Raw genomic sequence first — 12937 nt, forward strand, 5'->3', positions numbered from 1 at the left:
GGCTTTTTTATTGCAGTTTTACTTCAACCAACAAAACAACTAGCAAGCTAAGTAACTAGTTTTTTCAAAGCTGACCTTTCGGCCAACTTCGATAGCATCGCGCCAAGTTACTTCGGCGCACTTTCCTGCATCACCCGAATAACCCGTTGCGGAAACGGAATATCAATCCCGGCCGCTTTCAAACGGTCACGCGCCAGTTCATTGAGCATAAACATCACGTCCCAATAATCCGGAGTGTTGGTCCAGCAACGCAGGGAGACGGTGATGGAACTGTCGCCCAAGGTCGACACCACCGCCACGGCGGCAGGGTCCTTCAGTACACGCGGGTCTTCGGCCAGAGCCAGCAATACTTCACGGGCCTTTTGCAGGTCCGCCTCATAGTCCACACCCACGTCAAACACGACCTTGCGGGTCGGCTGGCGGTTGGTGTTGGTGATAAGGCCGTTGGACAGGCTGCCGTTGGGAATGATCACCGTCTTGTTGTCGCCGGTACGCAGCACCGTGTGGAAGATCTGGATGCTGTCGACGGTACCCGAGGTACCCTGGGCTTCGATCCAGTCACCGATACGGAACGGGCGGAACAACAGAATCAACACGCCGCCGGCAAAGTTCGCCAGGCTGCCTTGCAAGGCCAGGCCGATAGCCAGGGTAGCGGCACCGATCGCCGCAACGAACGAGGTGGTTGCCACACCGATCATCGAGGCCACGTTGACCACCAGCATGACTTTGAGCGCGATGTTCGCAAGGCTGGTGATGAAGTGTTGCAGTGCCAAGTCTGCGTTACGCATGGCCAGCAGACGGCCCACGCGGTGAGTCAAGACGTTGATCAGCCACCAGCCGATGGCCAGGGTGACCAACGCCAGCAATACGCGGCTGCCGTATTCCATGATCATGGGGAGCCAAGACTGGGAGGTCTTGATCAGGTGATCCATTTCAGCGTTCAAATCCATCTACTTTCTCCTGTTGTGCGGCGATAAGGCTGTATTGACTGCCTGAAAACGCAATTGAGCCCCGAAGGGCTCAATTGTAGGCACTGATGCTGGGGCGTGGGACGTCAAAAGTGCCCACAGGTTCCCCAAAGTGCCATCAGTCGCGGAAGTTATTGAACTGCAGCGGCATGTCGAAAGTCTTGGCGCGCAGAGCTGCGATAGCCTCTTGCAGGTCATCACGCTTCTTGCCGGTGACGCGAACCTGCTCGCCCTGGATGGCGGCCTGGACTTTGAGCTTGGCGTCCTTGATATGCGCCACGATCTTCTTGGCCAGCTCTTTGTCGATGCCTTCCTTGAGCACGGCTTCCTGCTTCATCAGCTTGCCGGAGGCGTAGGCATCTTTGACTTCCAGACATTGCACGTCGATCTTGCGCTTGACCAGGGCCAGCTTGAGGATCTCGATCATCGCTTCCAGCTGGAAATCGGCTTCAGCGGTCAGGTTGACGGTCAGTTCCTTTTCCTTGAATTCGAAGCTGCCCTTGCCTTTCAAATCATAGCGACGGTCCAGTTCCTTGACGGCGTTCTCGACGGCGTTGGTGACTTCGTGTTTGTCCAGTTCAGATACCACGTCGAACGAAGGCATGTGATTTCTCCAATATAAGGGGCGGGCTCAGTAGAGATGGAGCGCGCCCGAGCTAAAATGCCGGGGCATTATAGCGGTTCTTTCGCGCCGTTCACCGCTGGCGAGCTTATGGAGTACACACTGATGTCGACCCCCTGGCATATTCTTGGCGCCGGCAGCCTGGGCACCCTCTGGGCCGCACGGCTGGCGCGCGCGGGCGTGCCCGTCAGGCTGATCCTGCGCAATGAGGCGCGCCTGGCCGACTATCGAGCCGGCCAGGGGCTGACCCTGGTCGAGCAGGGTGTAGAACAGACTTACCCGGTAGTCGGTGAAACGTCTGACAGCCCAGAGCTGATTCATCGCCTGCTCGTCGCGTGCAAAGCCTACGATGCCCAAAGCGCCATTGCCCAGTTGCAACCTCGACTGGCGCCCGACGCCGAACTGATCCTGCTGCAAAACGGCCTCGGCAGCCAGGACGCAGTGGCCGCACAAGTGCCGTCGGCCCGTTGTATCTTTGCCTCGAGCACCGAAGGCGCGTTTCGCGAAGGCGACTGGCGGGTGGTATTTGCCGGCCATGGCTACACCTGGCTGGGGGATGCGAGCCACCCCACGCCGCCGCTGTGGCTGGACGACCTGCAAGCAGCCGGCATTCCCCACGATTGGGCCAGCGATATTCTCACGCGCCTGTGGCGCAAGCTGGCGCTCAATTGCGCTATCAATCCCCTGACGGTGCTTTACCAGTGCCGCAACGGCGGCTTGCAAGCCCACGCGTGTGAAGTGGCGACCTTGTGCGCTGAACTGGCCGAGCTGCTCGAATGCTGCGGCCAGCCCGCCGCCGCACAAGACCTGCACAGCGAAGTGCAGCGGGTGATCCAGGCCACTGCGGCCAATTATTCGTCCATGTACCAGGACGTGGCCAACGCACGGCGTACCGAGATCAGCTACCTGCTGGGCTATGCCTGCCAGGCGGCCGCCCGCCATCAATTGGTGTTGCCGCATCTGCAACAGTTGCAAGCGCGCCTGGTCGAGCATTTGCGCGCACGCGGATTGGCCAGCGACTGAGGCACGCGCTACCCTGCCTACCTGTCTATCACCTGGGAACCCCCTGATGCCACTGCGCCAGCGTCTTGAAAATCTACCGGTAGGGCAGAAACTGCTGGCCGCCCTGCTGGTGTTATTGACCACCGTATTACTGGTGGCCAATCTGACGTTTATTAGCGCTGCCTACTGGATCTCCCAGGAAAGCATGGCCCCCCAGGCCTTGCAGTCCATTGGTCGACTGGTGTCCAACCCCGCGCTCGCCGCCGAGGCCCTTGAGTCTCCGACCAAGGCCGAGGCGCTGCTCAATGAGCTGACCAGCTATTCACCGTTGCGCGCCGCCGCCCTGTACGACGGCGAAGGCAACCGCCTGGCGCAGATGCAGCACGGCGACCGCCTGCACCTGCCGGACCACTACCGGCATATCGAAGCCTGGCGCCTCACCGAATTTCGCAGCAACCAGGTCATCACCCTACCCCGCGGCAACCAGCCTTCAGGGCATTTGTTGCTAGTGGCCAGCAGTGAGTTGCCGGTGGCGTTCTATACCGGCACACTGACCGCGAGCCTGGGTATCCTGATTTTCAGCGTGTTGTTGTGGCTGGTCATCGCCCGGCAGATCAAACGCCTGATCACCCGACCGATTCATGAGCTTGAAGAGCTGTCCCGCCAGGTGACCCGCGAGGAAAACTACGCGTTACGCGCCGGGCGTGGCAACCGTGACGAAATCGGCAGCCTGGCTGAAGCCTTCAACACCATGTTGTCGCGCATCGAAGCCCGTGAGCAGCAACTTAAACGTGCGCGCGACGATTCCCAGGCTGCGTATGACCAGGCCCAGGGTTTGGCCGAAGAAACCCGGCATACCAACCGCAAGCTGGAACTGGAAGTCCAGGTGCGCAGCAAGATCGAGAAAAAGCTCACGGGCTTCCAGAACTACCTGAACAGCATCATCGACTCGATGCCCTCGGCGCTGATCGCCCTGGATGAACAACTTTACGTCACCCAGTGGAACCAGGAAGCCACCGCCCTATCCGGTACGCGCCTGGACGAAGCCCTGAACCAACCGGTATTCCTGGCCTTCCAGCCGCTCAAGCCGTACCTGCCGCAGATCAAGGCCACCGTGGAGCAACACACGGTGGAGCGGATCGAGCGAGTCACCTGGATCAAGGACGACGAGCCCAAGCATTATGCGCTGACGTTTTACCCGTTGATGGGCGGCGCCGGGCGCGGTGTGGTGATCCGAATCGACGACATCACCCAGCGCCTGTCCCTGGAAGAAATGATGGTGCAATCGGAAAAAATGCTCTCCGTGGGCGGCCTGGCGGCGGGTATGGCCCATGAGATCAACAACCCGCTGGGCGCGATCCTGCATAACGTGCAGAACATTCGCCGGCGCCTGTCGCCCGAGCTGCCCAAGAACCTGGAGCTTGCCGAGCAGGTGGGCATCGAGCTGGAGACGGTCAACCGTTACCTGCAAGGCCGCGAAGTCCCGCAACTGCTCGACGGCATTCAGCAGGCCGGCGCACGTGCCGCGAAAATCGTCACCCACATGCTCAGCTTCAGCCGCCGCAGCAATCGCCAGATGGCACCCTGCGATTTGCCGGCGCTGATTGACCAGGCCGTGGAAATCGCCGGCAACGACTTCGACCTGACCATCGGTTTCGATTTCAAGGGCCAGGCGATCATCCGCCAGTTCGATCCGCAACTGGGCCCGGTACCCGGCACCGCCAACGAGCTGGAGCAAGTGCTGCTCAACCTGTTGAAGAACGCTGCCCAGGCCATTCACCTGCGGGAAGACGACAGCGAACCTGGGCGCATTATTCTGCGCACCCGCCTCAACCCGCCGTGGGCCGAAATCCAGGTGGAAGACAACGGCATCGGCATGAGCGAAAACGTGCGCAAACGTACGTTCGAACCCTTCTTTACTACCAAGGAAATCGGCCAGGGCACCGGGCTAGGCCTGTCGGTGTCGTATTTCATCATCACCAACAACCACAAGGGCCAGATGGAAGTGCATTCCACCCTGGGCCAGGGCACCTGCTTTACCTTGCGCCTGCCTCTGGCCGGCAGCCAATTGCCCCCCACTGAATTTACCCAACTGGAGCACTGACCATGGGCTTTCGCCTGTCGAAGATCTACACCCGTACCGGCGACAAAGGCGAAACCGGCCTCGGCGACGGCCGCCGCGTGCCCAAGGACCATCCACGCGTGGAAGCGATTGGCGAGGTGGATACGCTGAACAGCCAGTTGGGCCTGCTGCTGGCCAACCTTGAAGAACAAAGCGGCAAGCATCCGGCGTTGAAGGATGTGATTGAAGTGCTCACCCCTTGCCAGCACCGTCTGTTTGACTTGGGCGGTGAGCTGGCCATGCCGGTGTACAAGGCGCTGAATGCGGCGGAAGTGGATCGACTGGAAGCAGCGATTGATCGTTGGAATGAAGAGGTTGGACCGCTGGAGAACTTCATTCTGCCCGGCGGCTCAGCCTTGATCGCCCAGGCCCATGTGTGCCGCAGCCTGGCGCGCAGCGCCGAGCGCCGCTGTCAGCACCTCAATGCCGTGGAGCCGTTGGAGGGTGTGGGGCTGGCGTATATCAATCGGTTGTCGGATTTGCTGTTTGTTGCGGCCAGGGTGATTGCCAAACGCCAAGGTGTTGCGGAAGTGTTGTGGCAGGCGGCGGCCAAGCCACACTGAGCAGATCGTTCCCACGCTTTGCGTGGGAATGCATCAACGGACGCTCCGCGTCCCAAAGCGTGACGCAGAGCGTCGCAGGAGGCATTCCCACGCAGAGCGTGGGAACGATCAGCACGATCAGCAGAGCGTGGGAACGCTCATCACACCTGCGGCCAGAACGCCCGAATACCTGCCACTCCTTGCGCACCAGCCTCCCAAGCTTGCTCCCGCTGCGCCGGCCCAACCCCGCCCAACAGAAACACCGGCTTGCTGAACCCGGCGATCAACTCAGCCGCCTGTTCCCAACCCAACGGCTGCGCATCCGGATGGGTCTGAGTCGGTTGCACCGGCGACAGGGTGACAAAATCCACGTCCATCAACTCTGCCAGCGCCAGTTCTTCCGCGTTGTGGCAAGACGCCGCCAACCAGCGGTCTTTGGGCAGCGGTCGGCCCTTGCTCGCGTATTTGCGCAACTGCGCCGAGGTCATATGCCATCCCGCAGCAGGGAAATCCCCCAGCCACTCGAACGGCCCCTTGAGCATCAGTTGCGCCTTGCCGGCGCACAGGCCCACCGCATCTACCGCCAGGTCGCGGTATTTGGGGTCGTAACCGTTAGGAGCACGCAGTTGAACCAGCTTGATGCCACCGGCAATAGCCTTCTGGATACCGCGCAACAGCGTCGGGGTCTCCAGCTCGCCAGGGGTGATCAAGTACTCGGCGGGCAAGCGTGCCGCGGCGACAATCGGCGCATTCGCCGCCGGGAATTCATAGTTGACCAGGTCCCGCGGTGCCACCCACGCCAACGGCTGCCCTTCAGCGCCATGGGGCTCGCCGGTAAAAGCCGAGACTTCCCAGACATCCAGCAATACCTGCTTGTCCGGATAGTCATGTTGCACCTTGATCAGCGGCCGCGCCGTGGTGACCTGAATGCCCAGCTCTTCCTGCAATTCACGGGACAAGGCCGTGACAACCGACTCATCAGCCTCCACCTTGCCGCCGGGAAATTCCCAGAGGCCGCCTTGATGCTGAGTATCGGCACGGCGCGCCAGCAGGATCCTGCCATCGACACCGCGGATCACCGCTGCAGCTACATGTACTCGTTTCACCGCCAGTTTCCTCTTGGTATCAGGTACGGTATTCCGCGTTGATCTTCACGTACTCGTGGGACAGGTCGGTGGTCCAGATGGTTTCGCTGCAGTCACCACGACCCAGTTCGATACGGATGGTGATTTCTTCCTGCTGCATCACCGCCGAGCCCTGGGCTTCGGTGTAGGTTTCGGCGCGGGCGCCACGGCTGGCGATGCACACGTCACCCAGGAACACGTCGATTTTGCTCACGTCCAGGTCCGGCACGCCGGCACGGCCGACAGCCGCGAGGATACGGCCCCAGTTCGGGTCCGAAGCAAACAGCGCGGTCTTGATCAGCGGCGAGTGCGCCACGGTGTAGCCCACATCCAGGCATTCCTGATGGTTGCCGCCGCCGTTGACTTCAACCGTGACGAACTTGGTCGCGCCCTCGCCGTCACGCACGATGGCCTGGGCCACGTCCATGCACACTTCGAACACCGCCTGTTTCAACGCCGCAAACAACGGGCCTTCGGTGGAGGTGATTTCCGGCAGGTTGGCCTGGCCGGTGGCGATCAGCATGCAGCAGTCGTTGGTGGAGGTGTCACCGTCGATGGTGATGCGATTGAACGACTTGTTGGCGCCGTCCAGCATCAGGCGTTGCAGCACATCACGGGAAACTTTGGCGTCGGTGGCGATATAGCCGAGCATGGTGGCCATGTTCGGGCGGATCATGCCTGCGCCTTTGCTGATACCGGTGACGGTGATGGTCACGCCCTCATACACGAACTGGCGGCTCGCGCCTTTGGGCAAGGTGTCGGTGGTCATGATGCCAGTGGCCGCAGCCGCCCAGTTATCCACAGACAGATCATCGAGCGCGGCTTGCAGGGCGCCTTCGATTTTTTCCACCGGCAGCGGCTCACCGATCACACCGGTGGAGTACGGCAACACCTGGCTGGCATCGACGCCGGTCAACTGGGCCAGCTTGGCGCAGGTGCGCGCCGCCGCCACCAGGCCGGGCTCGCCGGTGCCCGCGTTGGCGTTGCCGGTATTGGTCAGCAGGTAGCGAATCGACCCGGCCACGCGCTGCTTGGCCAGAATCACCGGCGCGGCGCAGAAGGCGTTGAGGGTGAACACGCCCGCTACGGTCGAGCCTTCAGCACAGCGCATCACCACCACATCCTTGCGCCCCGGGCGCTTGATGCCGGCCGAAGCGATACCAAGTTCAAAACCGGCAACCGGGTGCAACGTGGGCAAAGGACCAAGACCAACAGCCATGAATGCGCTCCTTAAAAATAGGTGATGTCTGTGCCGTCGCTATCGACGGTGGGAATTAATGGCAAAACGCCGCGACGGCAAAGGCCGGTCGCGGCGCGGGGTGTTGCAGCGTCAGGCGAAAATCTTATTCGATCTGGCCGTGGCAGTGTTTGAATTTCTTGCCCGAACCGCAGTAGCACAGCTCGTTGCGGCCCAGCTTCTGGTCATTGCGAACCGGGGTCTGGGCCAGGGCCACATCGACCTCTTCACCCAATGCTTCAGGCTCATCCAGGCCCGGCGCTTCGTCGTGCTGGAACTGCATGCGCGCCGCCAGTGCTTCGGCTTCCTGACGCAGGCGTGCTTCTTCCTCGATCGGGTCTTCGCGACGCACCTGAACGTGGGACAGCACGCGGATCGAATCGCGCTTGATCGAATCCAGCAATTCGGAGAACAGCGTGAACGACTCGCGCTTGTACTCCTGCTTCGGGTTCTTCTGGGCGTAGCCACGCAGGTGGATACCGTGACGCAGGTGGTCCATGGTCGACAGGTGGTCTTTCCACAGGTCATCCAGCACGCGCAATACGATCTGTTTTTCGAAGGTGCGCAGTGCTTCGGCACTCGCTTGCTCTTCTTTCTCGTTGTACGCCGCCAGCAGCTCGGCCATCAGTTTTTCGCGCAGGGTTTCTTCGTACAGGTGATCGTCTTCGTCCAGCCATTGCTGAACCGGCAAGTCCACACCGAAGTCGCTCTTCAATGCCGCTTCTAGGCCGGCAACATCCCACTGCTCAGGCAGGGACTGTGGCGGGATGTGGGCGCTGACAGTGGCGTTGAGCACGTCCTGACGGAAATCAGCGATGGTCTCGCCAATATTGTCGGCGGCCAGCAACGTGTTACGCATGTGATAAATCACTTTACGCTGTTCGTTGTTGACGTCGTCGAACTCAAGCAGTTGCTTACGAATGTCGAAGTTACGGCCTTCTACTTTGCGCTGGGCCTTCTCGATGGCGTTGGTCACCATGCGGTGCTCGATCGCCTCACCGGACTGCATGCCCAGGGCTTTCATGAAGTTCTTCACCCGGTCCGACGCGAAGATACGCATCAGGCTGTCTTCCAGCGACAGGTAGAAACGGCTGGAACCGGCGTCACCCTGGCGACCGGCACGGCCACGCAGTTGGTTGTCGATACGGCGCGATTCGTGACGCTCGGACGCGATCACCTGCAAGCCACCGGATTCCAGCACAGCCTGGTGACGCTTCTGCCAGTCGGCCTTGATCTGGGCGATCTGCTCAGGCGTCGGGTTGTCGAGCGAGGCCACTTCCACTTCCCAGTTGCCGCCCAGCAGGATGTCGGTACCACGACCGGCCATGTTGGTGGCGATGGTCAATGCGCCTGGGCGACCGGCCTGGGCGATGATCTCGGCTTCTTTTTCGTGGAACTTGGCGTTCAGTACCTTGTGCTCGATACCTTCCTTGTTGAGCAGGTTGGACACGTGCTCGGAGGTCTCGATGGTGGCGGTACCCACCAGGATCGGACGGCCCTTGGCCATGCCATCCTTGATGTCATTGATGATCGCCGCGTATTTCTCTTCGGCGGTCAGGAACACCAGGTCGTTGTAGTCTTTACGCGCCAACGGCTTGTTCGGCGGGATGACCATCACGGCCAGGTTGTAGATCTGGTGGAATTCGAACGCTTCGGTGTCGGCCGTACCGGTCATGCCGGACAGCTTGTTGTACAGACGGAAGTAGTTCTGGAAAGTGGTGGACGCCAACGTCTGGCTTTCGGCCTGGATGTTGAGGTGTTCCTTGGCTTCGATGGCCTGGTGCAGGCCTTCGGACAAACGACGACCGGGCATGGTACGACCGGTGTGCTCGTCAACCAGTACCACCTGGCCGTCCTGCACGATGTACTCGACGTTGCGGTGGAACAGCTTGTGGGCGCGCAGGCCAGCGTACACGTGGGTCAACAGGCCCAGGTTGTGCGCCGAGTACAGGCTTTCACCTTCGGCCAATTCGCCGATCTGGGTCAGCATCTCTTCGACAAACTGGTGACCGGCTTCGTTGAGTTCGACCTGGCGGGTCTTCTCGTCGATGGTGAAGTGACCTTCTTTGGTCACCACGCCTTCCACCTCCTCGATGTGCTGCTCAAGACGCGGGATCAACTTGTTGATCTCGGTGTACAGGCGCGAGCTGTCTTCGGCCTGGCCGGAGATGATCAGCGGGGTACGGGCTTCGTCGATGAGGATGGAGTCGACTTCGTCGATCACGGCAAAGTTGAGTTCACGCTGGAATTTTTCATCCATGCTGAACGCCATGTTGTCGCGCAGGTAGTCGAAACCGAATTCGTTGTTGGTACCGTAGGTGATGTCGCAGGCGTACGCGGCGCGCTTCTCTTCCGGCGGCTGGAACGGCGTTACCACGCCGACGGTCAGGCCGAGGAATTCATACAGCGGGCGCATCCAGTTGGCGTCCCGGCGAGCCAGGTAGTCGTTCACCGTCACAACGTGCACGCCCTTGCCGGACAGTGCGTTGAGGTAAACGCCCAGGGTTGCCACCAGGGTCTTGCCTTCACCGGTGCGCATTTCGGCAATCATGCCTTCATGCAAGGTCATGCCGCCGATCAACTGGACGTCGAAGTGGCGCATGCCCATGACGCGCTTACCGGCTTCACGGGCGACCGCAAAGGCTTCGGGCAGCAGCTTGTCGAGGGTTTCACCTTTGGCTATGCGGGCCTTGAACTCTTGGGTCTTGGCGCGCAATTGCTCGTCCGACAGAGCAACCATCTGCTCTTCGAAGGCATTGACCAGCTGCACCGTCTTGAGCATGCGTTTGACTTCGCGCTCATTCTTGCTTCCAAAAAGTTTCTTTAACAAAGGCGCAAACATATCGGCAGGTTCTTCCACACATAGGGATGGAGGGCGCACCGTGAGTGGCCCGAGCAGCCCTCACGGCCGCATTGCGAACGCGCATTCTACCCGGAATCGTGGGTGAGGAAAGTGGCGTTGTTCCCCGAGGCAGGCACGGCGCTGTGAGAGGGCCTGTTTAAAATAAGGGCTTTTGCGCGAACTTCAACCCATGGAGCGCAGAAGTTACTTATTGATTTCATGGGCAAAGCCCAGCCGAGGCACGGCCGCGGGGTGTACCGGCGCTTTCTGTTAAGATAACCGCTCTGTTACCTAAGGTGTCTAAACATGGCATTTCGCCCTCTTACAGCCCGCGCGCCCGGCGTGTTGCTTCGCGAAGCCAAGCCGTTGAAAGCCATCTTTGGCCATGCCAAACGCCTGGGCCATTTGCAACGCCTGCTGGAAAGCCAGCTGCAACCTGCCGCACGTGAGCACTGTCATGTGGCGTCCTGGCGAGAAGGCAATCTGCTATTAATTGTCACCGATGGTCATTGGGCCACGCGCTTGCGTTATCAGCAAAAACGCTTGCAGCGCCAGTTGATGGCGTTTGAAGAATTCGCCGGCTTGACGCGCATTCAGTTCAAGGTACAGCCACCCACCGTGCCGCAAGGCGCAGTGGGGCATACCATGGACCTGTCGGAAACGGCCGCCGAAACCCTTCAGGCCACCGCCGAAGGGATCAACGACCCGGGCTTGCGCGCCGCCCTGGAACGGCTGGCCGCCCATGCCCGGCCCAAAGCCTGAAACGTTATTTGCGTTTGCTGCCGCCCAATAACGAACCCAGCAGACCACGCACCAACTGGCGCCCCATCTGATTGGCGGCCTGCTGCATGGCTGACTTCAACGCCTTGCCCGCCGTGGTCCCCAGGAAGGCACCGGCCCTGTCGGTAAAGCTCGGCTCTTCGGCGGCCGGAGCAGCCTGCTCGGCAGGCCCAAGCTCCTTGCGGGCCATCAGCACTTCATAGGCAGACTCACGATCCACCGGCTTGTCATAGCGCCCCAACAGCGGCGAACTGGCAACCAACGCTTTACGTTCGGCTTCGGTGAGCGGCCCGATCCGCGATTGCGGAGGAGCAACCAGTACGCGCTGGACGACTTCCGGCGTGCCCTTTTCCTGCAAGGTTCCCACCAAGGCCTCACCAGTGCCCAACTCTGTAAGCACCGACAAGGTATCGAATGTCGGGTTGGGACGAAAACCGTCCGCCACCGCTCGCAGGGACTTCTGTTCTTTGGCAGTGAACGCGCGCAAACCGTGCTGGATGCGCAGGCCCAGTTGCGCCAGCACCGTATCCGGCAAGTCGCCCGGCGATTGGGTGACGAAATACACGCCGACGCCTTTGGAACGGATCAGGCGCACTACCTGCTCCAGGCGCTCCTGCAAGGCTTTTGGCGTATCGGCGAACAACAAGTGCGCCTCGTCGAAAAACAACGCCAGCAACGGTTTGTCGGCATCGCCGCGTTCCGGCAATTGTTCGAACAACTCTGCCAGCAGCCACAACAGGAAGGTCGCGTAGACCTTCGGCGCTTCATGCACCAAGCGGCTGGCGTCCAGCAGGTGGATGCGCCCACGCCCATCACTGGCGGGCTGCAAAATATCCTCCAATTGCAGGGCCGGCTCGCCAAACAGGGCTTCGGCGCCCTGCTGCTCCAGCACTGCCAGACGCCGCAACAAGGCCTGGCTGGAACCGGTGGTCATCAAGGCGGCGTCTTCGCCCAGTAGTTCCGGGTGATAGCGCAGGTGATTGAGCAGTGCCTTGAGGTCCTTGAGGTCCAGCAGCAACAGGCCTTCGCGGTCGGCCACTTTGAACGCCGCATAGAGCGCCGATTGCTGGCTGTCGGTGAGCTCCAACAGGCTGCCGAGCAAGAGCGGGCCCATTTCACTGATGGTGGTGCGCAACGGATGACCGGATTGGCCGTGGATATCCCACAGGGTTACCGGGTACGCCTGGGCCGTGTAATTAAGGAAGGGCATACCGGCGATGCGCTCGGCCACTTTGCCCTGGGGGTTGGCGGCGGCGCCCAGGCCGCAGAGGTCGCCTTTGATGTCGGCAGCGAACACCGCCACACCCGCATCACTGAAGGCTTCCGCCAAGCGCTGCAAGGTGACGGTCTTGCCGGTGCCCGTGGCGCCAGCGATCAACCCATGACGGTTGGCCAGGCGCATGGACTGGGCGATGGGCAGGCCGTCAAGGCCAGCACCGATAAGCAGTTGTGTGGAGTCAGGCATTTCGTCACCTATGGTTAATCTTTAGTGCCGCGAGGTCGATATAGACGGATGTAAGCCCGACAAAGACTAAAAAACGGTCAGATAATTCCGATATGGACCAACGGAGCTATCACCAGAAATACCACACCTTTTTTGACGCTGCCATTTTGCGCCTCCCGCATAGGATGCGCCTCGGATATTAAGACCTTAGCGGACCCTTCAAGCCATGAACAAAAATCTGCGCTTCAGCCACA

Annotated in this window: 10 protein-coding genes; 4 read left to right on the top strand and 6 right to left on the bottom strand. The window is 60.5% G+C overall.

Annotated elements, in window-relative coordinates; genetic code table 11:
• Positions 1 to 107 precede the first annotated feature (107 nt).
• Both AB9N64_RS11715 and AB9N64_RS11720 read right to left on the bottom strand, forming a co-directional pair.
• The gene (locus tag AB9N64_RS11715; RefSeq protein WP_014719720.1) at positions 108 to 950 is read right to left on the bottom strand and encodes a mechanosensitive ion channel family protein; all 843 of its coding nucleotides are present in this window, start codon (positions 948 to 950) and stop codon (positions 108 to 110) included.
• A 136-nt stretch (positions 951 to 1086) separates the two neighbouring features.
• Positions 1087 to 1572, bottom strand: coding sequence for a YajQ family cyclic di-GMP-binding protein (locus AB9N64_RS11720; protein ID WP_003193880.1), 486 nt, complete (start codon positions 1570 to 1572; stop codon positions 1087 to 1089).
• A gap of 123 nt (positions 1573 to 1695) precedes the next feature.
• Here AB9N64_RS11720 and AB9N64_RS11725 point away from each other — a divergent pair, with 123 nt between their 5' ends.
• Genes AB9N64_RS11725 through AB9N64_RS11735 form a run of 3 tightly spaced genes read left to right on the top strand, consistent with a single transcriptional unit; the run spans position 1696 to position 5277 of the window.
• Entirely contained in the window at positions 1696 to 2613 is a 918-nt protein-coding gene (locus AB9N64_RS11725; protein WP_003193881.1) for a putative 2-dehydropantoate 2-reductase, read from the top strand.
• A 46-nt stretch (positions 2614 to 2659) separates the two neighbouring features.
• Complete coding sequence (locus tag AB9N64_RS11730; RefSeq protein ID WP_003193882.1) at positions 2660 to 4696, top strand: ATP-binding protein; 2037 nt, start codon at positions 2660 to 2662, stop codon at positions 4694 to 4696.
• Positions 4697 to 4698: 2 nt separating this feature from the next.
• Complete coding sequence (locus AB9N64_RS11735; RefSeq protein WP_032895497.1) at positions 4699 to 5277, top strand: cob(I)yrinic acid a,c-diamide adenosyltransferase; 579 nt, start codon at positions 4699 to 4701, stop codon at positions 5275 to 5277.
• A gap of 140 nt (positions 5278 to 5417) precedes the next feature.
• Here AB9N64_RS11735 and AB9N64_RS11740 read toward each other — a convergent pair whose 3' ends face one another.
• The 3 genes from AB9N64_RS11740 to secA all read right to left on the bottom strand — a co-directional run bounded on the left by AB9N64_RS11740 (position 5418) and on the right by secA (position 10459).
• Positions 5418 to 6362 (bottom strand): Nudix family hydrolase, encoded by a 945-nt coding sequence (locus tag AB9N64_RS11740; protein ID WP_371360282.1) that lies wholly within the window; start codon positions 6360 to 6362, stop codon positions 5418 to 5420.
• A 19-nt stretch (positions 6363 to 6381) separates the two neighbouring features.
• Positions 6382 to 7599, bottom strand: a complete 1218-nt coding sequence (gene argJ, locus AB9N64_RS11745; protein WP_014719725.1) for a bifunctional glutamate N-acetyltransferase/amino-acid acetyltransferase ArgJ — start codon at positions 7597 to 7599, stop codon at positions 6382 to 6384.
• A gap of 124 nt (positions 7600 to 7723) precedes the next feature.
• A complete protein-coding gene (gene secA / locus AB9N64_RS11750; protein WP_014719726.1) occupies positions 7724 to 10459 on the bottom strand; it encodes a preprotein translocase subunit SecA in 2736 nt (911 codons plus the stop codon).
• 306 nt (positions 10460 to 10765) lie between these two features.
• Between secA and AB9N64_RS11755 the strand changes: the two genes are divergently transcribed.
• Complete coding sequence (locus tag AB9N64_RS11755) at positions 10766 to 11221, top strand: DUF721 domain-containing protein (RefSeq protein WP_014719727.1); 456 nt, start codon at positions 10766 to 10768, stop codon at positions 11219 to 11221.
• 4 nt (positions 11222 to 11225) lie between these two features.
• Here AB9N64_RS11755 and AB9N64_RS11760 read toward each other — a convergent pair whose 3' ends face one another.
• On the bottom strand, positions 11226 to 12704 hold the full coding sequence (locus AB9N64_RS11760; protein WP_014719728.1) for a helicase HerA-like domain-containing protein: 1479 nt from the start codon (positions 12702 to 12704) through the stop codon (positions 11226 to 11228).
• Positions 12705 to 12937 lie beyond the last annotated feature (233 nt).

Source organism: Pseudomonas sp. KT_2_4, assembly GCF_041410225.1.
Classification (GTDB): Bacteria; Pseudomonadota; Gammaproteobacteria; order Pseudomonadales; family Pseudomonadaceae; genus Aquipseudomonas; species Aquipseudomonas paracarnis.

Bases quoted from the DNA above. Each gene is read 5' to 3' on its own strand.
- AB9N64_RS11715 (WP_014719720.1), bottom strand. From the start codon at position 950: ATGGATTTGAACGCTGAAATGGATCACCTGATCAAGACCTCCCAGTCT.
- AB9N64_RS11720 (WP_003193880.1), bottom strand. From the start codon at position 1,572: ATGCCTTCGTTCGACGTGGTATCTGAACTGGACAAACACGAAGTCACC.
- AB9N64_RS11725 (WP_003193881.1), top strand. From the start codon at position 1,696: ATGTCGACCCCCTGGCATATTCTTGGCGCCGGCAGCCTGGGCACCCTC.
- AB9N64_RS11730 (WP_003193882.1), top strand. From the start codon at position 2,660: ATGCCACTGCGCCAGCGTCTTGAAAATCTACCGGTAGGGCAGAAACTG.
- AB9N64_RS11735 (WP_032895497.1), top strand. From the start codon at position 4,699: ATGGGCTTTCGCCTGTCGAAGATCTACACCCGTACCGGCGACAAAGGC.
- argJ (WP_014719725.1), bottom strand. From the start codon at position 7,599: ATGGCTGTTGGTCTTGGTCCTTTGCCCACGTTGCACCCGGTTGCCGGT.
- secA (WP_014719726.1), bottom strand. From the start codon at position 10,459: ATGTTTGCGCCTTTGTTAAAGAAACTTTTTGGAAGCAAGAATGAGCGC.
- AB9N64_RS11755 (WP_014719727.1), top strand. From the start codon at position 10,766: ATGGCATTTCGCCCTCTTACAGCCCGCGCGCCCGGCGTGTTGCTTCGC.
- AB9N64_RS11760 (WP_014719728.1), bottom strand. From the start codon at position 12,704: ATGCCTGACTCCACACAACTGCTTATCGGTGCTGGCCTTGACGGCCTG.